We start from the raw sequence: 24,929 nt of genomic DNA on the forward strand, positions 1-24,929 counted from the left end.
TGTCACCCCGGGCGCCAGGCTCGGAATGAGAACTACGGCATCGACCGCGCGACTTCAAGTCCCGCCCGCGGCGAGCATCCCGGCGCGCCCCGCATCGCGTGACGAAGGATCAGGGCGAAAGGGATCCACCACATCAGATCGTTCGTCAGAAGCGTCCAGCCCATGCGGAAGGGGAGAGCTCCCTGCGCCGCGGTCCAGACGAAGCCGATCGGTCCCAGCACCTTGCCGAGCAGGCCGACGAGAACGATCGGCCACTGACCGGCCGGATCGCGGGCGGCGATCCAGTACCCGATCCCATAGACGCCGATCACCATCCCCAGGCACTGCCAGAACGCGAGGCCGACCGCATCGGTCGTGATCCCGAGAGCGGCGAGCATGAAGCGCGGCGCCAGAATCGCTGCGGTCCCCCACACAAGGTTGTAGATTCCGGCCCCTCTCAGGACGAAGGGGATCCAGGCAGGACTCGGTTCGGTGGAGCGCATCATGGTGGAAGAAACAGGGGAGCCGGCCGGACCAGGCGACGTCGCGCCAGCGGTCCGGAAGAGGTCGATCAGCGTCTCTCACGACGGGTAACGCCGTGAGTCATCGACTCTCGAACCGGGATTGCGGTCCGCGGATAACGCCCGTCTCTTTGCGGTCTTGACCGAATTTTCCCGCAATCTGGGATTGTCACGTTTGCGCTTCGCGTAAAAATACTCCCAGTTCGCGTTCTCCGCGACGCGACGGACTAAAGCCCATGAATGCTGGACATGGCGAGCCAGCCGATTGGGGTGGTTCAAAATAGAAAGGAGGTGGTCCTGTGCAGTCTGACAGTAGCCAAACACGAGGTGGTTCCGTCTGACCAACAGTCGGCGGGCTGTCCCAGACAGCCATCTCCTCGTAAGGATCACCGATCCTCTGCGAGCCAAGAAGCCCGGTCCTCCGTGAGGAGCACCGGGCTTCGCTCACTTTAGGCGAGGCCGAAGGGGTTCAGACGGAAGGCGGAAGGGAGAGAGGCGGGGACCAGGCTTCGTTTGGAAATGGATTTCGAAGGCGTCCCACCGACACCAGCCCGAAGCGCTAGCGAGGGACGAAGTGCGAAGTCCCTCGCTAGCGCTTCGGGCTGATGTGAGTTTCCTGACGGGGCCTGAAGCGGCTCCGCGGTCGACCGCCCTCGGCGGATGAGCGTCGACAAAGAAAAACGCCTTCGAGTGAACTCGAAGGCGTTCGCGACCCGTCGACAGTTCTGCCTGAAGCCGGTTACGGAGCGTTGGGGGGACGACGCTGGCCGAAGCCTTCTCGCAGTTCCTCCCGAGTGATCTTCCCGTCTCCGTTCCGGTCGAGCCGCTTGAAGTTCTCCTTCATCCGTGCGGGAGCTTCCTCTTCCGAGATCCCTCCGTCGCCGTTCCGGTCGATCTGATTGAAGAACTCCCCCTCGCCTCCCCGGGGGCCAGGACGATCCCCTTCGCCGCGCGGACGATCGCCTTCCGGACGCGGACGATCACCATCGGGCCGACGATCTCCTTCGGGACGCGGGCGATCTCCTTCTCCTCGCGGCCGATCACCATCCGGACGACGCTCACCCTCGGGACGCGGACGGTCGCCGTCGGGCCGACGGTCCGCTTCAGGGCGAGGCCGATCACCATCCGGACGCCGCTCTCCCTCAGGACGCGGACGGTCACCATCAGGACGCCGTTCTCCTTCAGGACGCGGACGGTCACCATCAGGGCGCCGTTCTCCTTCAGGGCGCGGACGGTCCCCATCAGGACGCCGCTCTCCTTCGGGCCTCGGACGGTCGCCGTCCGGGCGAGGACGGAATCCCTCCGGCCCTCCCATGCCCCGGTCTCCGGGGGGCGGGCCGAACGCTTCGGCCATATCGATCTCACCATCGTCATTCCGGTCGAGCCGACGGAAGTGCTCCGCGGCATTGCGAAGTTCTTCGCGAGTGATCCGGCCGTCGTGATCGGCGTCCAACACCCCGAACAGGGGAGCCCGCGGTCCCTGCGGCCCCGGACGCCGCTCGCCGTCGCGCGGCCCGTCGTCGGGACGACGTTCCCCGTCACGAGGCCCGTCCGGGCGCCGTTCGCCATCACGCGGACCGTCCGGGCGACGCTCACCATCGCGCGGCCCTTCCGGTCGGCGATCCCCGTCCCGCGGACCATCCGGGCGCCGTTCGCCATCGCGAGGACCTTCGGGACGACGTTCTCCATCCCGCGGTCCGTCCGGACGGCGTTCGCCATCTCGCATTTCCCCACCGGGCCGCCGCTCGCCGTCGCGCGGCCGGTCGTCAGGACGGCGTTCGCCGTCGCCACGGCCGTCTCCCCGCTGGGCCATCATCCCTTCCAGCCGCCCCAGGTCGATCTCGTCCCGTCCGCTGCGTTCCATCATCTGGACGAGCCGCTCCCGCATTTCTCCGGGGAGCCGATCGACTTCGTCCTTCGTCAGCTTGCCGTTGCCATCCCGATCGAGCTGCCGGAACCGCGCTCCGTCTCCGCCGCCCCCCGGGCCTCCGGGCGGACGCCCCATCCGTTCCCGCAGGCCGCGCAGGTCCTCGGGGGTCAGTTCGTCCTTCTTGAGTTCATCGAAGCCGGTCTTAAGCCGCTCCTTCACGAACTCCGGAGCCTGAGAGTTCTCCAGCTCGCGGCGGGAGAGCTTGCCGTTGCCGTCGGAATCGAGGCGGCGGAACATCTCCTCGGGGTTGGGCATCCCACCCCGGCCCGGACCTCCCGGTCCCCCGGGTCCGCCCGGCGGGCCCGCGACCGGCCGCTCTTCCGCATTCGCTGCTCCCTCGAACTCCTCGCGGGTCAGGACCCCGTCCTTATCTTTGTCCCCGGAGCGGAGCAGCCGCTCGAAATGCCGCGTCTGCTCTTCGGAGATCTCGCTCTTCTCGAGCTTGCCGTCCTTGTTCTTGTCGAGGCCGGAGAACAGCTCAGCCGCCTCATCGGCGCGGGCGGCAGCGGTGGGAAGCAGAAGGGCGGCGAGGCAGGCCACCTTCCAGGAAAGACGTGTCATGTGCGACCTCGATCAGCGGTTGAAGGGAGTGGCGATGTGCTCAGAGAATGAAACCGGCCAGCGGACTCGAAGTTCTGCGGCTTCACGACGAATTCCGGCTTCTGCCCAATTGCCAGCCCGGACGGCATAGCGGTTGCTTAGTTGTTAGGCAGCCATCACCCAGACGAGGTGGCATCGGCGACGACCAGCCGCGGCCGGGGACAGCGTTCACCCCCCGACCGGCGAATTCGAGAGGATCCAGCGAGGCAAAACGGCCTCCGACAGATCGCTTTAATCTCTGTGCGCTAGAGGGGTTAGCAGATGAAGTTCAAGTGGTGGGCAGCCATAGCCGCGGTTGCGGCGATGACTGTGGGAGATTGCGTTCCGGCCTCAGCTCAGGAAGCGGCGGCCGCAACTCCGCCCCCCGTGCTCGACAGTGGCAACACCGCCTGGATGCTGATGTCGTCAGCACTCGTGCTGTTTATGACAGCACCCGGTCTTGCCCTGTTCTATGGCGGGCTCGTTCGGAAGAAGAACGTTCTGGGGGTCATGATGCAGTGCATCTTCCTCATGGGGATGATGAGCTGCGTGTGGGGGATCTGGGGCTACAGCCTCGCGTTCGGCGGCCAGAACCCGTATTTCGGCAACTTCGATCTGCTGTTCCTCAAGGGGCTCATCCCGAGCAAGGAGGTCCAGGGCTTTCCGCTGCAGGGGCAGACCGGCATCCCGCAACTGCTGTTCATGGCCTTCCAGGGGATGTTCTTCATCATCACTCCTGCTCTGATCTGCGGCGCGTTTGCCGAACGAATGAAGTTCAGCGCCATGTGCCTCTTCTCGCTCTTCTGGGGAACTTTCGTCTACTGCCCCGTGGCCCACTGGGTCTGGTCCGATTTCGGGTGGCTGTGCGAGGCGAACAAGGATGCGTCCTTCCGGGCGATCGACTTCGCTGGCGGTACGGTGGTTCACATCACCTCCGGGGTTTCCGCCCTCGTCTGCGCGATCCTGCTCGGCAAGCGCCTCGGGTTCGGACAGGAGGCGATGCCCCCCCACAACCTGACCTACACCGCGATGGGAGCGGCGATGCTGTGGGTCGGCTGGTTCGGTTTCAACGGGGGGAGCGCCCTCAAGGCGAATGAGTCGGCGGTCAACGCCCTCGTCGCCACGCACTTCGCCGCCGCGGCCGGAACACTCGTGTGGGCCGGCATCGAATGGATCACCCGCGGCAAGCCGAGCGTCCTGGGCGCCTGCTCGGGCGCGGTCGCGGGACTCGTCTGCATCACCCCCGCCAGCGGCTCCGTCACGCCGATGTCCGGAATGATCATGGGGGCCCTCGCCGGCGGCGTCTGCTTCTGGGCCTGTACGTCGCTGAAGTCCGCCTGGAAGTATGATGACTCGCTCGACGCATTCGGCGTCCACGGTGTCGGCGGAATGCTGGGAGCCATGCTGACCGGCGTTTTTGCCACGCGATACATCCTTCCCGATTCGATCCGCGGCGCCGAACAGGCCCGTGGACTGCTGGAGGGGAATGGCCGGCAACTGATCGATCAGGCGGTGAGCATCGGGGCGTCGGCCCTGATCGCGGTCCTGGGCTCGGTCGTCATCCTCAAGGCGATCGACCTGACGATCGGCCTGCGGGTCACGCCGGAAGAAGAGGTCCAGGGGCTCGACGTCACTCAGCACGGAGAGGAGGGCTACATCTTCTACTGAGCGAGGATTTGTGGAACGAGGCAGGGCGAGCGCTCGCTGGCGGAAAGAGGTTCGGACCGGCTGTCCGGATTTCAATCACTCGGTCGTGAAACGGTGGGGTTTGGATTTGACAGCCCCGAATCGTCCCGGCACATTCCGGGAAGCGCTCGCAAGTTGTGTTGTTCCTGTGGCGACAAGGTTCCTCATGAAGAAAATCGAAGCGATCATCCGTCACTTCAAACTCGAAGAGGTCAAGGATGCCCTCAACGCGGTGGGAGTGGAGGGGATGACCGTCACCGAAGTTCGAGGATTTGGACGCCAGAAGGGGCACAAGGAACAGTACCGGGGGTCGGAGTACTCGGTCGATTTTCTCCCGAAGGTGAAGCTGGAGATCGTCGTCTCGGACGGGACCAAGAACGAAATCGTCAGCGCGATCCTCAAGACCGCGCGGACCGGGACCATCGGCGACGGCAAGATCTTCATCACTCCCCTGGAGGAGACCATCCGGATTCGCACCGGCGAAATCGGAGACAATGCGTTGTAAGTCACCCTTTCCCCGTGGGGTGGCGGGCCGGATAATCGTCGATGGTGGAAGGGATCGCGGCCAGGAAGGCCGCCGACATCCGCTTTGCGGCGAGCCCGGTCGGGCCATTTCACACTTGTCACGAGCGTTGAGAAAGCTGCTATGAAAAAGTTGGAAGCCGTGATCCGGCACTACAAACTGGAAGACGTCAAGAATGCCCTGACGAGCGAAGGCATCGTCGGGATGACGGTCAGCGAAGTGCGCGGCTTCGGCCGGCAGCGCGGTCACAAGGAGCAGTACCGCGGTGCGGAATACACCGTGGACTTCCTCCCGAAGCTGAAGCTGGAAGTGGTCGTCAAGAACGACCAGGTCCAGAAGGCGGCGGAGATCATTTCGAACGCGGCCCGCACGGGCAAAGTCGGTGACGGAAAGATCTTCGTCAGCGCGCTCGAAGAAGTGATCCGCATCCGCACGGGCGAATCGGGCGAAGAAGCGATCTAGTCTCGCGACTGCCGGCAGCCGGCGTCTTTTCCCTCGCCCTCTGCGAGCGACCCTGCTTGTGGTGCGCGCATCGAGCCCTGCGGATCTCCGGCAGGGCTTTTTGCTTTTCCGGCTCGCGAGTTCCCGCCGCACTCGCGCGGACGTTCGATACCGGGCCTCGACGCGGTCTGCTACCAATAGCGGTCGGCGCCCGGTCGCGCCGGCGGGCTCCCGCCGGGCCCGGGCGTCTTCAATGTCCGACGGGAGACCAGAATGCGAAGCCTCATCGCGGCGTCCCTCACCTGCGTGGCCCTGGCCGCTTTGACGATGTCCCCTTCCGCTTTCGCCGGGAGCAAGGACAAGCGGTTCGACCTGTACTTCATCGACGTCGAGGGGGGAGCGGCGACGCTGATCGTGACGCCCGCGGGCGAGTCGCTGCTGATCGACTCGGGCTACCCGGACTACGGCGGACGGGACCTCAAGCGGATCCTGCATGTCGTCCGCGACGTGGCGGGGCTCGACCATCTGGACCACGCCAGCGTCTCGCACTGGCACCTCGACCATTACGGCAACCATGCGGCCCTCGCCGCGGAGATCAAGGTCGGCACGTTCTGGGACCGCGGGATGCCGGAGCGGCTTTCCGAAGACAACAAGTACGAAGAGCGGATCGCCGCCTACAAGGCCGCCTCGCAGAACAAGTCCCGTCCGGTGAAGGTCGGGGACGTGCTGCCCTTCAAGAGCGGCGAGACCCCGCTGAAAGTCCATGTCGTCACCGCCAGCCGCGAGGTTGTGCCGAACATCGGCGAGCCGAATCCCTTTGCCAAAGAGCACGAGCCCCAGGCGGAAGACCCGTCGGACAATGCCGCCAGCGTGAGCCTGCTGTTCGGCTTCGGTCCGTTCCGGTTCCTGACCTGCGGCGACCTGACCTGGAACGTGGAGGCGAAGCTTGTCACGCCGAACAACCCGGTCGGGCAAGTCGACCTGTTCATGGTGACGCACCACGGTCTGGGGGTGAGCAACAACCCGGCGCTCGTTCACGCCATTGACCCGATCGTGGCGGTCGAGTGCAACGGCCCGACGAAGGGAGGAGAACTGTCGACGTTCAAGACGCTCAAGTCGGGCAAGTCGCTGAAGGCGCTGTATCAGCTGCACCGGAACGTGCGGCTCAAGCCAGAGGAGCAGACGCCGGAGGACTTCATTGCCAACCTGGGTGAGACGGCCTCGTGTCAGGGGCAGTGGGTGAAGGCGTCGGTCGCGCCGGACGGAACGTCGTACACGGTGCAGATTGGTCCGGAGGGGAAGCCGGCGGAGTATCAGACGCGCGGGACGAAGGCGCTCTCAGCGACGGCGCGTTAAGCAAATCGCACCGGGGTCCAGGGGGCAACCCCTGGTGGGGGATGCAAGGGGGCAACGCCCCCTTGCCCGCCGGAGGCTTGGCCGTCGGACACTGTCTGAAGGAGATCGTGTCCAAACGCGGACAACGTGCCGTATGTCCCTCTCACCAACCCGCGGGGATCGCAAAGCGAGCGGTGAGTTCTCAACGCCGGTTCCACAAAGGGGACGCCCGTTGCTTACAACGGTTCCTCATGGAAGCGCCTCCGGCGGCAAGGGGGCGTGGCCCCCTTGACCCCAGCCTGCCGTGGCACGTTGGGTTTGAGCTATGGAAACCGTGCCGGCGAGGACGCGGTTCGCTTAGCGAGGTGCTGAGGACGGAACCGCTTCCACATCGACGATCTTCGCCGTCGGCTTAGCCAAGTCGAAGAACAACGGCTGCGGCGAAGTCGCCGTCGCCAGGTTGCCGGCCGCGTCCCGAGCCTCAACCCGGATATAAAGCCGCCGCTGCTGGTTCGGATCAATCCGCCATTCAAAGGTGCCGGTGTTCGCCGTCCACCCGCTGATCGGCTCCCACGGGCCGTTCGGCTGTGCCGCGTAGTACACAGCAATCGGATTGTCCGCGAGAGCCTGATCGTCCGCCTGCCACTGAATCGTGACCTGGTCAAACCGGTTCCCCTGCCCCTGACGGATCGGCAGAAGCCGGACGACAGGAGGCGCCAGGTCAACCACAACGTTGATCGAAGGAACTTCGCCCGGCTGCGGCGGATCAGCCGCCAGGCCCACCCCGCTACGAGCCCGCATGGCGAACCCGAACGTCCCGTCGCGAGGGACGGTCACGGTGAACGGCGAACGGCGATCCGGATCCGTCCCGTAGTTGAACCACTTGCGGCCGCCGTCTTCGGTGATGAAGAGGTCGATGTCGCCGATCCCCGACGGACCTTCGTCTTCGATCTGATAGCCGATGTTGAACGTCTTCGAATTGACGAGCCGCGCTCCAGCCGGGACCGGAGCATAGTTGCGGGCCACGTCATGCAGAACCGGCGGAGCGATCGAAGACCCGGTCGAGACCGGCACCGCGGGGCGGACCGAAGGACCGCGGTCGGAATTCCCCGGGCCCACGTTTCCTGAACCGATGATCTGCGGCAGACGGTCGCCGCCATAGCTCGGCATGGCGGCGGTCTTCGGAGTTTCCGCCCCCTGGAGGTCAGGAAGAGTCGCAACCGGCTTGCTGAAGTCGGGCCGCGAATTGTTCCGCGGCGTGTTCGAGGCGACGCGGATCGCGTCCTCGGCCGAGACGGAGTTGCCAGCAAGGTCCTTGGCCCGACCGCGGACCTCAACAAGCCCTTCGCCACCGATCGTCCACGAGGTCTGGCCGCGGGCAGCGGCGCGGATCTGCACGGGGTGCCACTCGGCACTCCCCGGCTCGCGGGACTCGAGAACGAGCGCATTGAGATCGATGTTGTCGTCGTCGACCTGCCAGCTCAGCTCGACCCGGCCGGTCGAGACTTCGCGGAGGCGGAGTTCGAAGAGGGGCGGGGTGTCGTCAACGATCACCTTGAGGCCCGGCGTGTGCCGGCCGTCAGGATGAGCTTTCCCCTGCTGGTCGATCGTCCGGACGGAGAACCAGAACTCGCCGTTCGCGTCCGCGTCGTAGGTGAAGCGTCCGTCCTGCGGGGAGGCGACGGAGGAGCGAGTCCACGTCCGTCCCTGGTCCGCCGAAACATGCAGCTCGATCTGGGCGGCCCCGATCCGCTTCATCTCCGCCTGATCGAACTGGAACGGAATGCGGAACTTGTGGTTCTTGGTGAAGACCGGGTCCGCCGCGTGGAGCTGCGACGAGAAGGCCGCAATCAAGGCGAGCGAGATGAGCGTCCGGAAGCCCCAACGCCCCGTCCGCCGCCGCAGGCGCTTGCCGAGCTTGCCTAGCTTCTGGGGAATACGGGACATCGTGAAGACGCTCTCCATAGCGTGTCGGGACAGATCGGCAATTCCAGCCGAAACCCGTGCGCAGCCTCATGTCTGCACTCAGGTCTATCGAAACGCGGTAAATGCCGACTTGAGCGAAAGGTCCCCCCGGACGGCTCCTGGCCGGGGAGGCCGTTACGACGTGAATCCGGAGGGAAGCAATTCCCGGATTATTCGGAATCGTCCGGAATTTCCTCGGCCGAAGCCTCGTCGACTTCGAGGCCAAACTGCCGCAGGGCCTCGCTGGCCAGCTTGCGGACGCCGCCGTCGTCGTCGTGCTCGAGCGCATGGAGCAGCCAGGCGGCTCCGCTGGCCGGCTTGAGCTTGCCGATCGCCTCCGCAGCCGCCGCCCGGACGCGGTTCTTCTGGTCGTGGTCGAGCCGCTCGTGGAGCAGGTCCGCGGCTTCCATCCGTCCCAGATCGCCGAGGGCCTTGGCCGCCCACATCCGCGAGAGCCACTCGCGGTCGCTTCGGAGGATGGCCATCAGCGGCTCGCGCGCCCGATCGTCCTGCGTCGCCCCCAGGAGACGTGCGGCCGGAGAACGGACCAGGGGATTCGGTTCCGCCAGGAGGGCAAGCAAGGGCTCGATCCCGTGCTCCCGGACGAGCGCGATCTGTTCGAGAAGCGACCGCTCCGCCACGTTCCGCACGGTGTTGACGTCATCCCGCAGAGCTTCGATCAACGGCCCGACGGCGTCGGCGTGCGCGAACTGCCCCAAGCCAAGCGCTCCGAGCATCCGGCGGTGCGGGTCGCCGGCGTCCTCGAGGAGTTCGAGGAGCGCCCCGCGGCCCGCCTGATCGGAAAGACGCCCGAGCGCCTCCGCCGCGGCGTGACGGACCGGCTCTCCCTGGTCCCGGTCGAGCACGAGATCGCAGAGCGGCTTCAGGACGGCGGCCGACGGAGCGAGATGCGCCTGGCGGATCGCCGCCAGCTTGGTCTCGAAGTCGTCCGACGCGAGGTTCTTGAGCTCATCCATGGTCGCGGTTCCTGCGGCACTGGCCGCTGCCCGGAGCGGCGGATCGTTCGCTCTCTCTTATCGACTAGGAAAGCGGCGCGGCATCGAGGATCGTTCGCAGCTCCTGCGCGGCGTCGGCTGGGGACTCGGCGGCGCAGATCGCGTTACTCACCGCGGCCCGCCGTCCACCGGCGGCCAGGAGGACGGGAAGAGTCTCGCGGGAGATCCCGCCGATGGCGAACCACGGCAGCCGGATTTCGGCTGCGATCTGCCGCACGTACTCCATCCCGGGGAAGTCCTCGAAAGACTTCGTCTGCGACGGGAAGCAGGGGCCGACCCCCAGGTAGTCCGCTCCGTCCAGGACCGCCTGCCGGGCCTGGTCGATGTGGTGCGTCGAGACGCCGATCAGCATCTCGCTCCCGACGATCCGGCGTGCGTCGTCGACCGAGAGATCGTCCTGGCCGAGATGCAGCCCGTCGGCGTGAACGAGGGCCGCGATATCGGGGCGGTCGTTCATGATGAACAGGACCTCGCGCTCGGCGGTCCAGTCGCGGACGTAACGGGTCAGTTCGAGGAGCCGCCGTTCCGAGAGGTTCTTCTCGCGGAGCTGCACCACATCGACACCGCCCGCGATCGCGGAGTCGATTGTCTCCCCCATCCCCCCCGGACAAAGCCGGTCGGTCACGAGCAGGTACAACCGGCACTGAGCCAACCGTTCAGCCCGTCCGGCGGCGGCGAGGAGCGTCCGTTCCAGCGTGTAGGCGTCGTAACGGAGCTGACCGGCGCTGGCCGCTACCTCGGTGTCGCTGAGCTTCGCAAACTCTTCGATCGACCGAAGCGACTCCTGCACGCGCCGCGCGTTCGCTCGCAGGACATCGACGATCGAGTCCTTCGACATCTCGGAGCCGGTGTGGATCGCGGTCCCGACGTCCCGCGCGGTGTCGCGAGCCGAGAGGGCATCGTCGACGCCGAGCCGCTTCGACAACGGGACGAGACCGTGCCGGATCTCCTTGATGAGCGACGTCAGCCGCGGGTCATCCCGCGTGAAGCGGACGTAGTCTTCGAGGACCCGCAGCCCCTCGCGGCAGCGGTTGAATGCGGCGTCGAGGAGCCGGAGCTGTGTGACCCGCTCGGTGACCGGAGGCTGGTACGTCCGCAGGCGGACCTCCGTTTCCAGTGGAGAGGCGTTCCGCTCTTCGCGGACCGCAAACTGAGTATGCAGTTCGCCGATCCGGACCCCTTCCTGCTCCAGCCGCCGCGACAGGGCCGCGTCGGTCGAGATCACCGCCCGGAGGAGGTGTTCGGTCAGGATCTCGCTGCCGGTCGCCTCTTCGACGGCGTGCCGGTGGGCCTCGTCGACAATGGCGCGGAACAGGACCGTCCGCGGGTACTCGGGCGATGCGCTGGCGTCTTCCGCCGCGGTGTCTCGCTCGGGGTGCCCGAAGACAGCAGCGAGGATCTCCGGCGTGGTCCCGGCGCGGGACAGGATGTCGGCCGCGCGGCTCTCGTCGATCCACATCGCCCAGATCAGGTGGCCGCCGGTCAGGTCCTCGGCGTTGCGGGCCAGCCGGAGGGCGTCGTCAACGACGCGGCGGGCGCCGGCGGACAATCGGGAGCGCAGATCCATTCGCGGGGACAGTCCTTTGAGACAGAGGATTCGTCGTGCCGGGCGGAAGCCGACGCGTCGCTAGGTCGCGGCCGGAACGAGAACGGGCTGCGACGGGCTGGTGGGGGTGTCGCGACGGACAAGGGCCAGCAGGGCTTCGATGAGGACCAGGACCGCGAGGGCGATCAGGGTCACGGAGATCCACGCCACCGGGTCGCCGCTGACGCCGTTGGCGAACTGACCACGGACAATCGAGACGAGCGCCCAGAGGCTCATCACATACATCAGCACGGCGGGAATCCCGACGACCGGGAAGACCCACAGCGCCCGCCGCGTCCGCCACAGCCAGACCGTGACGCCGACAAGCGTCAGAGCGGCGAGGAGCTGGTTGCTCGCCCCGAACAGCGGCCAGAAGACCGACCACACCGGCACGACCTTCCCCGAAGCGTTCGTGACGGTCTTCATGACGAAGAACGCGGGAACGCCGGCGGTGAGGATGGTGCCGAACCACCGCCCGGCGGCACTCCGCCACCCGGTCAGTTCCTGAATGATGAACCGGCCGAGCCGCGTGCAGACGTCGAGCGTGTCGTAGACGAACGTGTTGAAGGCCATCAGGGCGAAGGCGACGCCGAGCGTCTTCGACAGGTGGATCTTCTCAAGGAAGGTCCCGATGCCGTTGGCGTAGATGAAGTTCGGATCCTTCCCCGCCACTGCGCTGCCGGCGGGAATCATCATGACGCAACAGAGCGAGACGATGGCGACCATCGCCTCGAGGAGCATCGCGCCGTAGCCGATCGGCTTGGCGTCTTTCTCATTCCGGAGCTGCTTGGACGTCGTCCCCGAGCAGATCAGCGAGTGGAACCCTGAGCAGGCGCCGCAGGCGATCGTGATGAACAGCATCGGAACCACGGTCCCGCGCGGGGTCGACCAGCTTGTCCAGGCGGGCTGGCCGATCGGCTGGCCTCCCAGAACGATTCCCAGCGCGCCGGCAGCAAGGGCTGCGTAGAGGAAATAGCCGCCGAGCTGTCCGCGGGGTTGGAGGAGGAGCCACATCGGGGTGACCGATGCCACGGCGCAGTAGAGCAGCAGGAAGACATCCCATCCCCGGACGGCGTAGGTCGCTGCCTCGGCGGAGGTCAGGCTCGGATTCCAGCGCTGAATGACCTGGTCGAGGTTGAAGGGGACGTACTGGCCTCCCCAGATGGCGAGGCCGACGAGGGGGAGGAAGATCCAGGTGGCCCGTTCCATCGACATCGCGCCCGATCGGACGACGAGGCCCATGATCATCGGCAGGATGAGGTAGATCAGGGAGGAGGTGGCGATGCCGCCGTTGAAGACGATCGTTCCGGTTCCCCCCGCGGCTCCTGCGGGGACGTCGGCGGCGGCCTTGTAGGAGACACCGGTGACGGGATCCATGGCCCCGATGAACATATTGGCGGTCATGTCGGTGAAGGCGACGACGATGTAGACGAGCGCCAGCCAGACGAAGACCAGGAAGAGCATGTAGGCCCGTCCGCTGATATGGATGCGGACGACTTCGATGATGGAGGTGGCGCGGTGGCGGACGGAGGCGACGAGGGCTCCGAGGTCGTGGACGCCGCCGATGAAGATCGAGCCGATGAGGATCCAGAGGAGGGCGGGGAGCCAGCCGAAGGAGACGCCGGCGAGGATGGGGCCGACGATGGGTCCGGCGGCGGCGATGGCGGAGAAGTGCTGGCTGAGGAGGGGTGCGGGCTCGCAGGGGACGTAGTCGAGGTCATCCCGCAGGGTGACGGCGGGGGTTTCTGTCTGTTCGTTGAGTTGGAACAGGCGGCTGAGGAGCCGTCCGTAGGTGAAGTAGGCCACGGTCAGGATGACCGCGGATGCCAGAACGATGGCCTGCATTTCCATATCGTGATGCCCGGAAGGGTGAGTCGCTGGGTTCAGTGTATCGACTTCGGGGAGCGTGGGCACGATGGTGGAAGGTGGCTGAAGCCCATCTCACCGGGTCCAGGGGCACCCTGGTGGGGAGTGCAGAGGGGCCTGTGTTGTTTTCCTGGCCCCTTTGCCCGCCGGAGGCCTGGCCGTCGAGAGATCTCGGAAGGAGCGCGTGTCCAAGCGCGGACAACGTGTCGTATGCCCCCTCACCAACCCGCCGCGACTGCAAAGCGAACGTTGAGTCCCCAACGCCGGTCCCACAAAGGGGATATCCGTTGTTTACCACGGTTCCTCACAGGAGTGCCTCCGGCGGCAAGGGGTGACCCCCTTGACCCCGGCTGCCGTCGCACGATGGGATTGAGCTATGGACGCCGCGCCGGCAAGGACGCAGTTCGAGTCAGCGGAGAGGGCATTTCGCTCCCACGAGCCTATAATCAAGCCGGCCCAAAACCCGCGACGAGGTCCATCGATGGCGAAAGTCCTCCTCAGACTGTCCGTCCTCTGCGGAGCCGCGGGCCTCGTGGTCGGCGCACTCGCCCTGATCTTCGGAGGGGACCGCGGCCTCGAATCCCTGCCGGTTCTCATCTCGCCGCTCGCTCTCCTGATCGTCGCCGGACTCGCCACGGCCGGCCTCCGCAAAGGCGCGTCATCCAAATGACGGCAAAACGGGACGACAGAACGCGACATTGAGACCCGAAGCGCGGGCCGGGCTGTCCACTCCCTGCCGAGAATGTCCCGACCACCGCCCCTCCCCGCGCTCGACGCTCCCCCCTCCCCACCTCTACCTTCCGCCTTCAGCCTTAAGTCTTCCGTCTCGCCGCTCATGCTCCTCACCGACCGAACCGTCCGACTCGTCACGCTGGGCTGCAAGGTCAACCAGTACGAGACGCAGCTCGTCAAAGAGGCGTTCGAACAGAACGGATTCCGCGAGGCCGCCGAGGCCGAACCGGCCGACGTCTGCGTCGTCAACACCTGCACCGTCACCTCGCAGGGGGACGCCGACTCCCGGCAGATCATCCGCCGCCTCGCCCGGGAAAACCCCGGGACGAAGACGATCGTCATGGGCTGCTACGCCACCCGCGCCCCGGAAGAAATCCGGGAGCTCCCGGGAGTCTTCGAGGTCGTCACCGACAAACGCGAACTCCCCGATGTCCTCTACCGGGAAGGGGTCCGCGACATCCCGTCCGGCATCAGCCGCTTCGACGGCCACCGCCGAGCCTATCTCAAGGTCCAGGACGGCTGCCTGCTCCGCTGCACATACTGCATCATCCCGCAGGTCCGCCCGCGGCTGACGAGCCGCCCCCCGGAACAGATCGAGGACGAAGTCCGCCGCCTGATCGACCGCGGCTACCAGGAAATCGTCATCAGCGGGATTCACGTCGGCCACTACGGCGTCGAGACGACGCGGGGAAAGTCCGGCCTTCCGCCGTTCCGCCTGTGGCACCTCCTGCGGCGACTCGACGCGATCCCCGGTGACTGGCGAATGCGGCTGTCGAGCATCGAGGCGAACGAAGTCGACGAGGACTTCTTTCGCGCCGCCGCCGACTGCGAACACCTCTGCCCGCAGTTCCACCCGGCCCTCCAGAGCGGTTCCGACGGAGTCCTGACCCGCATGCGACGGCGGTACCGCGTGGCGGCGTTCCTGAACAAGCTCAACCGGATTCGAGAGATCCTCCCGAACGTCGCCTACTCGACGGATGTCATTGTCGGATTCCCGGGAGAGACCGACGCCGAGTTCGAGGAGACGCTCGAAACGTGCCGCCAGGCCCGTTTCATGAAAATCCACGCCTTCCCGTTCAGCCCGCGGCGGGGTACGCCGGCCGCGACGTTGCCCGATCCGGTCCCGCCGAACGTGCGAAAGCAGCGGATGCAGACCCTGACGGATCTGGAAAAGCGACTCGCCCGGGATTACTATGAAGGGCAAGTCGGGCGCTCCGTAGAAGTGATGATTGAGCGAATCTTGCCAGGAGGGTGGGCATCGGGGACGGATCGAACGTACGCCCCCGTAACAATCCCGGGAACGCAAAGCGACCGGGGAACCCTTGTCCGGGGTACCGCTGTGGCGGTCCGTCCGGACGGGCTTGAGGCGATTCGATGATGGCAACCAATGCCGAGGGAAATGACGTGACGCCGGAAACGCTGCCGGGTTCTCTGGCTGGCGAACCGGTCAGGCGGGAGACGCTCGTCTCCGATTCCGGGACGTCCTACGTGACCCGGTTCATGGATATCGAGCAGCTCGGGGGGATCACGTTCGCGACGATCCGCCAGGCCCAGCTCTCCGAGGACGACAACCTCGAAGAATTCGGGCACGAACTGGGCCTGATGGTCGACAAGTTCCATCTCAAGCAGCTCATTCTGGATTTGAGCCGGGTCCAGTACATGACCAGCTCGGCCATCGGCCGGCTGATCGCGTTCCATCGCCGGATGAACCGGGAGAAGGGGATTCTGGTCCTCTGCCAGGTCCGGGGAACCGTGCGGGACATCCTGTCGGCAAGCCAGCTCCTGTCGTACTTCCGCGTTGCCGATTCGCGACAGCAGGCGGTGGAACTCATCGTTGCTTCGCTCTGATCGTTCGTTGGCAAACGAACCGGGGCGACACTGGAACGGGCTCTGCCTGCGGGCTTTGCGACGGCCGGTCGCCCTATCCGAAGCGGCCCCGTCCGACCTTCCGCCTTAAGCCTTCCGTCTTCCGCCTCTCCGGGCGAATCCGCTGTGGTGACACGCCCCGAAAACTCCGATACATTGCTGAGATCGAGTCTCAGTCAACTCGGGGCGCCCCATGATTTCGCGGACACCCGTCCTGCCGCTGGACCTTCTGCAACGCGACGAACAGGCGCGGATTGTCGACGTCGCCGGTCCCGCCGACTCCGTGCACCGGCTGGATGAGATGGGTGTCCGTCCCGGCGTCGTGATCCGTCTGATCCGCCCCGGAAGTCCGTGCATCCTGACGGTGGGAGAGACCCGCCTGAGTCTTCGGCCGGCCGAGGGGGCGTCCATTCTGGTGGAGCCGCTTCAGGGCTAAGTTTGCGTTCCTCAGAAGGGACGTCGCGGAGAACGTGTTGTGACGCTGGATGAACTCGCTCGCGACCAGGCTGCCACCATTGTGGAGGTGACCGGCACCGACGGCATCAGCGTTCGGCTGCTGGAGATGGGTCTGACGGAAGGGGAGACGATCCGTTACCTCGCCGCTGCTCCGATGGGGGATCCGATCGAGTACGGGATCCGCGGGTACCGGCTTTCGCTCCGCCGAAGCGAGGCGAAGCGGGTCCGTGTCGAGTTGGTCTGATCGCAAGGCTCGAACCGCACCGTTGCCGACACGACTCTGATAGCTCAAACCCAACGTGCCACGGCAGCCTGGGGGTCAAGGGGGCCACGCCCCCTTGCCGCCGGAGGCACTTCCTGTGAGGAACCGTAGTACGCAACGGATGTTCCCTTTGTGGTACCCGCGTTGAGGACTCCCTCCCATCACACCGCTGGCTTTGCAATCCCCGCGGGTTGGTGAGGGGGCATCCGGCACGGTGTCCGCGCTTGGACACGCTCTCCTTCAGACATCTCTCGACGGCCATGCCTCCGGCGGGCAAAGGGGCGTTGCCCCTCTGCACTCCCCACCAGGGTGCCCCTGGACCCGGTCGGCGGGCAACGCCGTCGGAGCTTCGGAACCACCCCTTTGGTCTCCACGCGTCGGAAATCCCCCCTTATGATCCCCCTTCTCTGACGGTTCCTTTCCTCGCCTGACGGATCGCCAATGCGAGTTGCCGCCGCGACACTGATCTGGGTCATGGCCACTTCAGCCGTGATCGCCGCCCCCGCCTCCGCTCCCCCCACATCGCGGTCCTCCTCCCCCGCCGCCAACGGCACGGTCAGGACCGTCAACGGACACGTCATCCGCGAAGCGGACCTGGAAACGCTCTACCTCATCAACGGCCTCGACGACTCCCAACGCGAGACGTACCGGGAATCACTCGTCGATCAACTCATCGACCGGGCCCTGATCGAGGCCTACCTCAAGTCCATGAAGATCGTCGCCGACCCCGTCGAGGTCGAGGGCCGGCTGGACTACGTCCGCCGGAACATCGAGAAGTCCGGGCTGAAGACGGCGGAGGTCCTCGAGAAACGCGGGCTGACCGAATCCACACTCCGCCAGCAGGTGGCCCTCCCGATCGCCTGGGCCATGTACTGCCGCCGGACGCTGGGCCCCAAGGATGTCGCAAAGCACTTCGAAGAGCACCGGGCGGAACTCGACGGCACCAAGGTCCGCATCCGCCAGATCGTCCGTGTCATTCCCATGGCGTCCGACGAGTCGCGATGGAATTCGGCCCAGGCGGAGCTCGCGACGCTGCGGGAGTCGATCGCCGCGGGAAAGACGACGGCGGAAGAGGCGGCCCGAAAGCTCTCCGACAGCCCCTCCCGCGACGATGGAGGGCTCGTGGACTGGTTCGGCTATGACGGCAAGATGCCGGCTTCGGTCACGGTGGCGGCCTTCGCCCTGAAGCCCGGCGAACTGAGCAAGCCGGTCGTGTCGTCATTCGGCGTGCACCTGATCGAACTCCTCGAACGCCGACCGGGGCAGCTCAGTGCCGAAGACGTCCGCCCCCAGATCCTCGAGCGGCTCTCCCGCATCCGCTGGGACGAGACCGTCGCCTCCCTGAGAAAGTCCGCCACGATCACGCGTCCGGGGCCTTGAGGCTCCCGCCAGACATCGGCCAACGAAAAAGGGCCTCGCTCACGCGAGGCCCTTTCTGTTTCCATCGTCCGTCCGGCAGGACACCCGGCGAAGACTACTTCGCCAGTTCCTTCTTGATCGCGCCGACGAGCTCATCCGAGTCCGGCTCGACGCCCGGCTTGAACCGGCCGACGACCTGGCCGTCCTTGCCGATGAGGAACTTCTCGAAGTTCCAGCCGATCTTCCCGGCGTAGCCCTTGTTGGTCTCTTCCGACGTCAGGAATTTGTAGAACGGGTGGGCGTTGGCCCCGTTGACGTCGACCTTGGAGAACATGGGGAACTTGACGTCGAAGCGGGAGGTGCAGAACTGCTTGATTTCCGCGTCGGTCCCTGGCTCCTGGGCTCCGAACTGGTTCGAGGGGAAGCCGAGGATGACGAAGCCGTCCTTCTTGTGGTCTTCGTAGAGCGTTTCGAGGCCTTTGTACTGCGGCGTGTAGCCGCACTGGCTGGCGACGTTGACGACGAGGACGACCTTCCCCTTGTACTCGGAGAGGTTCGTTTCCTTGCCGTCGATGTTCTTAACCTTGAAGTTCAGGGCGGCGGGCACGGTCTTCTCCTCGGCGTAGAGTCCGGTCAGGGACACGGCCGCCAGCGCGGCGATCAGAAAGCCTCTTCGCAGCATCACACGAATCTCCGTTGAAGGTAGGTGAAGGCAGGTGGGCATGAAGCGGAGCCGCATCGTCCGCCGGGTGGAGGCGGATTGCAAGAGTCGCCGTTCACTGGACGTTCGATCCCGTATTGCGTCAGAGTCGGGTCCAGGGGCACCCTGGTGGGGGATGCAAGGGGGCAACGCCCCCTGCCCGCCGGAGGCTTGGCCGTCGAGAGATGTCTGAAGGAGTACGTGTCCAAACGCGGACACCGTGTCGTATGCCCCCACATCAACCCGCAGGGACTACGAAGCGAGCGGGGAGTCTCAACGCCGGTACCACAAAGGGGACATCCGTTGTGTACCACGGTTCCTCATGGAAGCGCCTCCGGCGGCAAGGGGTGACCCCCTTGACCCCGGCTGCCGTAGCACGTTGGGTTTGAGCGGGCATCGTCGCGCCGGCAAGGACATCGTCCCGTCCACGTCTCAGCGGCGAATGAGCGACCAGCCCTTCTCCGTCACCGTCAGGCCAATCGCACCGCGGTACTCATCGTAGATCCGCTGCATCTCCTCCACCGAGTCGAAGTACCCGACAACAAACGCCGCCGAGAACGACTCCCCCGCCCGCACCGGACGACCGCCGAACTCCTCGATCAGGCAGACATAGTTCCGCTGATGGCACCACGCCTCGCTGACCACATCAGGATCAAGCGTCATCCCCGCCAGCCACGGCCCCGACGCTCCCGACTTGGGATCGCGAATCTTGTACGCCCGGATGAACCTCTCGGGAAGCGGATTGACGCCCCGGCGATAGTTGAACTTCTCGTCAGGCGCAAAATTCTCCGCGAACTCCGACGGGGGAATCTCCCCGTGATACGAGAGATAGATCTTCTCGAACGAGTCCCCCTTCTGATGCCGGATGTGCCCCGGCAGATCGAGGCGGAGGAACATTGCCTCGCTGGAATTGACCGCGTCAATCCGGTCCATCGAAAGGAAGTACCGCTTCCCCTTCGGAAACACGATCCACTGCGTCCACTTCGATCCGGTCTTCTTGCCGGGAGCGGCCGTCCTGTAGGTGAACTCCTGCTTCACGGCGACGAAGTCCGGCCCGCGGACCACTTGCGGCGCCATCGTCTTCGCCTGCGTGCAGATCTGCGGCCCTTCGATGGACCGCTTCGCAGTCCCGCCATGCCAGGCGTTGCCGAACTCGTAGACCAGTTCCTTCTCCAGCCGGTCCCGGTACGACTCGTCGCACCCCGGCTCCATGATCCAGTCGACGATATCGAGACCAAAACCGAGATCGCGAAACCCGGTCTTCTTGTCGAGGAGCGACTGAGCCTTGATGCCGATCACGTAGCCCGTCTTGGCAACCGAAGCCGACAGTTCCGGCGTCTCGATCGTCAGGAGTTCGGGAGTCTCCCGAACCTCGACTCCCTCCTGACCGAAGGCGACTGTCCAGAGGCCCATGGCCAGGACCAGAGAGAGCCCCCGGATCGCACCGCGCGTGATCGCTGGCATTGTTCGGATCGTCCTTCGTCGGAGTGGCGCCGCAGACGTCAGTCGACAAACAGAAACTCGTTGCTGTTGAACAGGACTCGGCACAGAGCGGGAAGCCCGTACTGCTGCACGAACGTTTCGGCCCGGGCCAGCTCTTCACCGGCCGGCTCCCGGCCGTAGGCCCGGCGGTACGCCTGGGCAACCTGCCGCGGCCGATCGTCCCCGCACTCCGCGGTCACCCGCGCCGCCATCGTGTCCGACATGCGGAGGATGAACGAGTTGTTGAGCAGCGAGAGCGACTGCACCGGCGTCGTCGTGACCGGCCGCCGCGGGGCGGTCGTCGACGGATCGGGACAGTCGAAGACATCCAGGAGCGGACTGCGTGCGGAGCGGATCCAGGTCCGGTAGACCGTGCGGCGGTTGAACTCGGGGCCGACCGGATCCTGCATCTCGTAGAACTGGGAATTGAACGTGTACGTCCGGAAGTCCTGGTACGGCGGTCCGCCGACCTTCGGATTCAGCTCGCCGCTCGCGGTGAGGATCGTGTCCCGCAGCGTCTCGGCCTCCAGCCGCTGCGGCGTGTGCCGCCAGTGAAAGCGGTTGTCGGCATCGACGCTCAGTCCCTCCCGCCGGAGACGCGAGCCCTGCCGGTACGTCGCCGACTGGACGATCAGCCGGTGGACGTGTTTGAGGCTCCACTTCGCATCGACGAGCTCGCTCGCCAGCCAGTCGAGGAGTTCTGGATGCGTCGGCAGACCGCCGTTGAAGCCGAAGTCATTCGATGACGCCACGAGCCCCCGGCCGAAGTGATACTGCCACAGCCGGTTCACGATGACGCGGGCAAACAGCGGATTTTCCCTGGACGCAATCCACTCGGCGAGATGTCTTCGCCGCTCTCCCTCGGGCGCGTCGGCCGACAGACCAAAGTCCGCCGCAGTCGCTCCGAGCGAGGCGATTCCCGCCGGCCGGACGATCTCCGCCGGACTCCCCGGGTTGCCCCGCAGCAGCAGGTGCGTCGGCTCGGGGGAGCGGGGATTGACGCAGTAGACGGAGTTCGACCGAAGCGTCTTGAGCCGGGAGTCGACCCGCTTCAACTCCTTGATGAGAACCTCTCGCGCGGCGCGCTGCTCGGGAGACATCGCTCCCGCCAGTTCTTCGGAGGTGACGAGATCGGTCCGGCCGGCCGAGGCCGCGACCTCCTCCGCGGTGAGAGCCCGGTCGTAGAGCTGAGCGGTCTCGATCGCCCCGCTGAACAGCCGGTTCCCGCCCGAGGACGTTCCGTGCCGCAGCCCGAAGAGGATCTCGGTCGCCCCGGCCGGGAAACCCTGGAGCCCCGGGGATTCATAGGGCCGGCCGTAGGGAAGGCCGTTGCGATAGCCGGTGACCGTACCGTCTTCGCCGTAGACGATCGCCACGTGAACAAGCTGCGGCTCGGTCTCCGCCGGCCCCTGGAAACTTTCGGTCCGAACAAAGCCGTTGCTCCCGGCCATCCACTGCGACGCGTCCCGCTCGGCGTAGACGATCGAGTCGAACAGGACGCCGTCGGTCGTCTGGACGCTCAGGACGCCGCCCCCCCGCTGTCCGAGGTCGGCGGGCTGCACCCAGGCTTCGAGCGTCTTGGCCCGGAGCTCGCGGGGAACAGGAGCCGTCGAGACGTAGCTCCCCTTCCCGTCGAGGACCAGTTTGCCCCCCTCCGTCCGGGCCTTGCCATGCGGCGCTCCGTGGAGTGTTCCGATCCGATCCTGAAAGTCGCCGTCGAAGTCCCACCGGGCCATCGGCGTCGGGGGGACGGGGTGGTTCTCGGCCCGCGCCAGGCGGATCGCCGCAAGAACCGGCTCTTCGAGATTCCGGCGGGCGGTCTCGATTTCCTCACGGCGCATCTGGAGGGCGGCGATCTCGGTCCGGATCTCGTCCGTCTGATAGCCCCGCTCGCCGTGCCGCACGCCGGCGAGCGCCGCCGCGAACTGGTAGTACTCGGTCTGCCGGATCGGGTCGAACTTGTGATCGTGGCAGCGGGCGCAGTTCACGGTCAGGCCGAGGAACGTCTGCCCGGTCGTCCCGATGATGTCTTCAAGCTCATCCTGCCGGACGACCGCCCGCATTGTGGCGCTCTGCTGGTTCTGGCCGACTTCGTCGTACGCCCCGGCGACGAGGAACCCGGTGGCGAACAGCGAGGGAACGTCACCGGGGGAGAGCACGTCTCCCGCGATCTGCCGGCGGGCGAACTCGTCGTACGGCAGGTCCGCGTTGAACGCCTGAATGACCCAGTCGCGGTAGGGCCACGAGTTCGCTCGCAGCCTGTCCCGTTCGAACCCCTGGCTCTCGCCGAAGCGGACGATGTCGAGCCAGTGCCGGGCCCACCGCTCGCCGAAGTGAGGCGATCCGAGCAACCGCTCGACAACCCGCTCATACGCTCCCGGCTCGCGATCGTTTTCGAACGCTTCGATCTCGGCCGCCGTCGGAGGCAGGCCGATCAGGTCGAAGGTCACACGGCGGAGGAGCGTCCGCCGATCCGCTTCGGGCGAGGGGGCGAGCTTCTGATCGGTGAGCTTCGCCGCCACGAATCGGTCGATCGCGTTCCCCGACTCGGCCCACGCCTGAACATCGCCGGAGATCGCCGGAGGCTCGGGACGGTGGACGGGCCGCAGCGACCACCAGTCGTAGCCCGCGCGGGCCTCGGTCGTGAAGCGGTAGGGATCGATCGGGTCGGTCCCCCAGCGGGCCCCGGACTCGATCCAGCTCCTCAGGACCCGTTTCTCGTCCGCCGTCAGCGGCTTCTTTGGGGGCATCTCGTCGCGATCGACTCGCTGCCACAGCTCGCTCGCGGACAGGTCGCCCGGAGTGACGGCGGTTCCGCTGTCGCCTCCCTTCGCGGCTCGCCCGCGGTGCGAGAGATCGAGTCCGCCCTTCGGGTCCGCACCGCCGTGGCAGTCGAGGCAGCGGCGGGAGAGCAGCGGAGCAACATCGCGGTCGAAGTCGACCGCCCTCTCCGTCTCCGCCCGCAGCCCGCTGGCGACCCCCAGCCAAGCCAGCAGCAGCCACGCAGCCCGAGTGAGCGCCATCCCGGAAACCCCATGAATCAGTCGAAGTTGATTCGAATGACTCTACCGTCTCGGGAGGGGGATCAAAAGGGGAGTTGGCTCGGGAGTGGGGGTGCGTTCGCCGACTGGTGGTCGGTCTGGAAGCGAGGTCAATTCCGGTCACTGACTGTACCGTCCTTGCCGTCACGACTCTGCCCGCTCAAACCCAACGTGCCACGGCAGCCGGGGTCAAGGGGGCAACCCCTTGCCGCCGGAGGCACTCCTGTGAGGAACCGTGGTACGCAACGGACGTCCGTTTTGTGGTACCAGCTATGAGGACTCCCTCAATCCACATCGCTCGCATTGCAATCCCCGCGTGTTGGTGAGGGGGCACACCGTACGTTGTCCGCGTTTGGACACTCACTCCTTCAGACATCTCTCGACGGCCAGGCCTCCGGCGGGCAAAGGGGCGTTGCCCCCTTGCATCCCCCACCAGGGGTTCCCCCTGGACCCCGGTTCACTGGCGCGATCGAACATCCTTCCACCGGCACCCCACAGGCGAATCGTGTCTCCACATCGAACGGCTGGTCACTGAGCCGAGGACTCGAAAAGACTGCACAGCAGCGTGAGCATCTCGATCCGCTGAATCCGACGGGCCACCGCATCGAGAGCTGGATTGCGGGCGGCGGCTTCGCAGAGATCAACGAGAGCCATGCTGTCCCAACCGCCCGAGCCGATCAGTCGCGAGTCCCACGGTTCGGGGATCAGGCCGAGGCCGCCCTCCCGCAGCGCTTTCGCCAGGAGTCGCATGGCGGGGTGGCGGCCGACGCGGCGGAACCAGTACTTCGCGTTGCCGTAGTCCGGCTCCCGGCGGTGCATAATGGCGTGCCAGTAGTCGCCGTAGTGCCCCTCTTCCCCTTCGATGGTCTGCGACTGGGAATGGCTCCCGTCGAGATCGTCATGCAGCAGGAGCAGTCCCGCGTACAGCGCGGTCGACTGGACCTGTCCCAGGGCGGGCCGCTGACGCTGGACCTCAGATCGAATCGCCTCCCGCAGCGGAGCATCGAGAGTCGGGCGGCGCGGCGTCAGGGGCGAACAGTCGGTGTCGAGAATCACCATCCGCGGGCCGTTCGCTTCGGCGACGCTCCACGTCCGTTGCGCCAGTCCGGCCGCGATCGCGGCCGGAGCGAGTTCGACAGAGTTCCCGTCGGACGGCCGGACACAGACGGCCGCCGTGAAATGAGGCTGCGGAACGAGGACCGCCACCGACGAGGGGACTTCGCGCCAAAGGCTCGGAACACCCTCGGGAGCCGCCAGCGGGAACAGCACGCCGGCGGTGGTCGCTGCATCCTGAGCCGATGCTAAAGTCGCCAGCGACTCCGCCGTGAGGCCGTCCGTCCGGACGTAGCCGTGCCAGTCGTTCCCGGTCGCCGACGCCAACCCCGCACGAAAACTCTCCCAGGTCCCCGTGCGAGTCTCCACGCCGGGAACTTCCGGATGCGAACCGACAGAGCCTTCGACGGTCAGCAGCAGACGACCTACCATGAACGGACTCCGACGAACGATGTCACGACAATGGTGCCAGGCATCGAGGAACAGGTTTTCAGGGAATGGTTCAGGATATCGCTCGACGCCTTCCGCGAAACGCCAGCGGTCCACGGGATC

General features: G+C 66.0%; 21 protein-coding genes and 1 pseudogene. 10 read left to right on the forward strand and 12 right to left on the reverse strand.

Annotation, left to right across the window (positions count from 1 at the left end; genetic code table 11):
* Positions 1-32 precede the first annotated feature (32 nt).
* The 4 genes and pseudogenes from VT03_RS07835 to VT03_RS35200 all read right to left on the reverse strand — a co-directional run.
* Positions 33-485, reverse strand: a complete 453-nt coding sequence (locus tag VT03_RS07835) for a hypothetical protein (protein WP_197489246.1) — start codon at positions 483-485, stop codon at positions 33-35.
* Between the two features lie 754 nt (positions 486-1,239).
* Complete coding sequence (locus VT03_RS34965; protein ID WP_410000418.1) at positions 1,240-1,395, reverse strand: hypothetical protein; 156 nt, start codon at positions 1,393-1,395, stop codon at positions 1,240-1,242.
* Positions 1,341-1,868: a hypothetical protein gene (locus tag VT03_RS34555; protein ID WP_231870624.1), complete on the reverse strand. Its 528-nt coding sequence runs from the start codon at positions 1,866-1,868 to the stop codon at positions 1,341-1,343. The genes VT03_RS34965 and VT03_RS34555 overlap by 55 nt, the downstream gene beginning before the upstream one ends.
* A 64-nt stretch (positions 1,869-1,932) precedes the next feature.
* Positions 1,933-2,991, reverse strand: a pseudogene (locus VT03_RS35200) (hypothetical protein); the annotation flags it as partial.
* A 342-nt stretch (positions 2,992-3,333) separates the two neighbouring features.
* Here VT03_RS35200 and VT03_RS07845 point away from each other — a divergent pair.
* From VT03_RS07845 to VT03_RS07860, 4 genes are all read left to right on the forward strand, one after another.
* Complete coding sequence (locus VT03_RS07845; RefSeq protein ID WP_231870626.1) at positions 3,334-4,677, forward strand: ammonium transporter; 1,344 nt, start codon at positions 3,334-3,336, stop codon at positions 4,675-4,677.
* A 184-nt stretch (positions 4,678-4,861) separates the two neighbouring features.
* Entirely contained in the window at positions 4,862-5,200 is a 339-nt protein-coding gene (locus VT03_RS07850; protein ID WP_075092477.1) for a P-II family nitrogen regulator, read from the forward strand.
* A gap of 141 nt (positions 5,201-5,341) precedes the next feature.
* Positions 5,342-5,680, forward strand: a complete 339-nt coding sequence (locus VT03_RS07855; protein WP_075092478.1) for a P-II family nitrogen regulator — start codon at positions 5,342-5,344, stop codon at positions 5,678-5,680.
* Positions 5,681-5,932: 252 nt separating this feature from the next.
* Positions 5,933-7,015, forward strand: a complete 1,083-nt coding sequence (locus tag VT03_RS07860) for a ComEC/Rec2 family competence protein (RefSeq protein ID WP_075092479.1) — start codon at positions 5,933-5,935, stop codon at positions 7,013-7,015.
* 336 nt (positions 7,016-7,351) lie between these two features.
* On the opposite strand, the gene VT03_RS07865 is transcribed toward VT03_RS07860, so the two are convergent.
* The 4 genes from VT03_RS07865 to VT03_RS07880 all read right to left on the reverse strand — a co-directional run bounded on the left by VT03_RS07865 (position 7,352) and on the right by VT03_RS07880 (position 13,405).
* Positions 7,352-8,941 (reverse strand): hypothetical protein, encoded by a 1,590-nt coding sequence (locus VT03_RS07865; RefSeq protein ID WP_156514348.1) that lies wholly within the window; start codon positions 8,939-8,941, stop codon positions 7,352-7,354.
* Positions 8,942-9,129: 188 nt separating this feature from the next.
* Positions 9,130-9,936 (reverse strand): HEAT repeat domain-containing protein, encoded by an 807-nt coding sequence (locus VT03_RS07870; protein ID WP_075092481.1) that lies wholly within the window; start codon positions 9,934-9,936, stop codon positions 9,130-9,132.
* Positions 9,937-10,000: 64 nt separating this feature from the next.
* Positions 10,001-11,542, reverse strand: coding sequence for a thiamine phosphate synthase (locus VT03_RS07875; protein WP_156514349.1), 1,542 nt, complete (start codon positions 11,540-11,542; stop codon positions 10,001-10,003).
* Between the two features lie 60 nt (positions 11,543-11,602).
* Positions 11,603-13,405, reverse strand: coding sequence for a carbon starvation protein A (locus VT03_RS07880; RefSeq protein WP_197489247.1), 1,803 nt, complete (start codon positions 13,403-13,405; stop codon positions 11,603-11,605).
* Positions 13,406-13,907: 502 nt separating this feature from the next.
* Here VT03_RS07880 and VT03_RS07885 point away from each other — a divergent pair.
* The 6 genes from VT03_RS07885 (at position 13,908) to VT03_RS07910 (ending at position 18,122) form a co-directional block, all read left to right on the forward strand.
* Positions 13,908-14,096 (forward strand): hypothetical protein, encoded by a 189-nt coding sequence (locus tag VT03_RS07885; RefSeq protein ID WP_075092483.1) that lies wholly within the window; start codon positions 13,908-13,910, stop codon positions 14,094-14,096.
* A gap of 72 nt (positions 14,097-14,168) precedes the next feature.
* Positions 14,169-15,536, forward strand: a complete 1,368-nt coding sequence (gene mtaB, locus VT03_RS07890; protein WP_231870627.1) for a tRNA (N(6)-L-threonylcarbamoyladenosine(37)-C(2))-methylthiotransferase MtaB — start codon at positions 14,169-14,171, stop codon at positions 15,534-15,536.
* Positions 15,533-16,006 carry an STAS domain-containing protein gene (locus VT03_RS07895; protein WP_075092485.1) on the forward strand — a complete coding sequence of 158 codons (474 nt, stop codon included), beginning with the start codon at positions 15,533-15,535 and terminating at the stop codon, positions 16,004-16,006. The genes mtaB and VT03_RS07895 overlap by 4 nt, the downstream gene beginning before the upstream one ends.
* A 211-nt stretch (positions 16,007-16,217) precedes the next feature.
* Positions 16,218-16,460, forward strand: coding sequence for a ferrous iron transport protein A (locus tag VT03_RS07900; RefSeq protein ID WP_075092486.1), 243 nt, complete (start codon positions 16,218-16,220; stop codon positions 16,458-16,460).
* Positions 16,461-16,499: 39 nt separating this feature from the next.
* A complete protein-coding gene (locus VT03_RS07905) occupies positions 16,500-16,724 on the forward strand; it encodes a ferrous iron transport protein A (RefSeq protein WP_075092487.1) in 225 nt (74 codons plus the stop codon).
* 492 nt (positions 16,725-17,216) lie between these two features.
* Positions 17,217-18,122, forward strand: a complete 906-nt coding sequence (locus VT03_RS07910; protein WP_156514350.1) for a peptidylprolyl isomerase — start codon at positions 17,217-17,219, stop codon at positions 18,120-18,122.
* Between the two features lie 94 nt (positions 18,123-18,216).
* Here the strand turns inward: VT03_RS07910 and VT03_RS07915 are convergent, their stop codons facing one another.
* The 4 genes from VT03_RS07915 to VT03_RS07930 form a co-directional block, all read right to left on the reverse strand.
* Positions 18,217-18,783, reverse strand: a complete 567-nt coding sequence (locus VT03_RS07915; RefSeq protein ID WP_075092489.1) for a glutathione peroxidase — start codon at positions 18,781-18,783, stop codon at positions 18,217-18,219.
* A gap of 450 nt (positions 18,784-19,233) precedes the next feature.
* Entirely contained in the window at positions 19,234-20,265 is a 1,032-nt protein-coding gene (locus tag VT03_RS07920) for a hypothetical protein (RefSeq protein WP_075092490.1), read from the reverse strand.
* Between the two features lie 38 nt (positions 20,266-20,303).
* Complete coding sequence (locus tag VT03_RS07925; RefSeq protein ID WP_075092491.1) at positions 20,304-23,306, reverse strand: DUF1553 domain-containing protein; 3,003 nt, start codon at positions 23,304-23,306, stop codon at positions 20,304-20,306.
* Between the two features lie 546 nt (positions 23,307-23,852).
* Positions 23,853-24,809: a hypothetical protein gene (locus VT03_RS07930; protein WP_075092492.1), complete on the reverse strand. Its 957-nt coding sequence runs from the start codon at positions 24,807-24,809 to the stop codon at positions 23,853-23,855.
* Positions 24,810-24,929 lie beyond the last annotated feature (120 nt).

This window comes from Planctomyces sp. SH-PL14, assembly GCF_001610835.1.
GTDB lineage: Bacteria > Planctomycetota > Planctomycetia > Planctomycetales > Planctomycetaceae > Planctomyces_A.

Bases quoted from the DNA above. Each gene is read 5' to 3' on its own strand.
- VT03_RS07845 (WP_231870626.1), top strand. From the start codon at position 3,334: ATGACTGTGGGAGATTGCGTTCCGGCCTCAGCTCAGGAAGCGGCGGCC.
- VT03_RS07870 (WP_075092481.1), bottom strand. From the start codon at position 9,936: ATGGATGAGCTCAAGAACCTCGCGTCGGACGACTTCGAGACCAAGCTG.
- VT03_RS07835 (WP_197489246.1), bottom strand. From the start codon at position 485: ATGATGCGCTCCACCGAACCGAGTCCTGCCTGGATCCCCTTCGTCCTG.
- VT03_RS07925 (WP_075092491.1), bottom strand. From the start codon at position 23,306: ATGGCGCTCACTCGGGCTGCGTGGCTGCTGCTGGCTTGGCTGGGGGTC.
- VT03_RS07860 (WP_075092479.1), top strand. From the start codon at position 5,933: ATGCGAAGCCTCATCGCGGCGTCCCTCACCTGCGTGGCCCTGGCCGCT.
- VT03_RS07920 (WP_075092490.1), bottom strand. From the start codon at position 20,265: ATGCCAGCGATCACGCGCGGTGCGATCCGGGGGCTCTCTCTGGTCCTG.
- VT03_RS07875 (WP_156514349.1), bottom strand. From the start codon at position 11,542: ATGGATCTGCGCTCCCGATTGTCCGCCGGCGCCCGCCGCGTCGTTGAC.
- VT03_RS07880 (WP_197489247.1), bottom strand. From the start codon at position 13,405: ATGCAGGCCATCGTTCTGGCATCCGCGGTCATCCTGACCGTGGCCTAC.
- VT03_RS07865 (WP_156514348.1), bottom strand. From the start codon at position 8,941: ATGTCCCGTATTCCCCAGAAGCTAGGCAAGCTCGGCAAGCGCCTGCGG.
- VT03_RS07930 (WP_075092492.1), bottom strand. From the start codon at position 24,809: ATGGTAGGTCGTCTGCTGCTGACCGTCGAAGGCTCTGTCGGTTCGCAT.
- VT03_RS07900 (WP_075092486.1), top strand. From the start codon at position 16,218: ATGATTTCGCGGACACCCGTCCTGCCGCTGGACCTTCTGCAACGCGAC.
- VT03_RS34555 (WP_231870624.1), bottom strand. From the start codon at position 1,868: ATGGTGAGATCGATATGGCCGAAGCGTTCGGCCCGCCCCCCGGAGACC.
- VT03_RS07915 (WP_075092489.1), bottom strand. From the start codon at position 18,783: ATGCTGCGAAGAGGCTTTCTGATCGCCGCGCTGGCGGCCGTGTCCCTG.
- VT03_RS07850 (WP_075092477.1), top strand. From the start codon at position 4,862: ATGAAGAAAATCGAAGCGATCATCCGTCACTTCAAACTCGAAGAGGTC.
- VT03_RS07855 (WP_075092478.1), top strand. From the start codon at position 5,342: ATGAAAAAGTTGGAAGCCGTGATCCGGCACTACAAACTGGAAGACGTC.
- VT03_RS07910 (WP_156514350.1), top strand. From the start codon at position 17,217: ATGGCCACTTCAGCCGTGATCGCCGCCCCCGCCTCCGCTCCCCCCACA.
- VT03_RS07895 (WP_075092485.1), top strand. From the start codon at position 15,533: ATGATGGCAACCAATGCCGAGGGAAATGACGTGACGCCGGAAACGCTG.
- VT03_RS07885 (WP_075092483.1), top strand. From the start codon at position 13,908: ATGGCGAAAGTCCTCCTCAGACTGTCCGTCCTCTGCGGAGCCGCGGGC.
- mtaB (WP_231870627.1), top strand. From the start codon at position 14,169: ATGTCCCGACCACCGCCCCTCCCCGCGCTCGACGCTCCCCCCTCCCCA.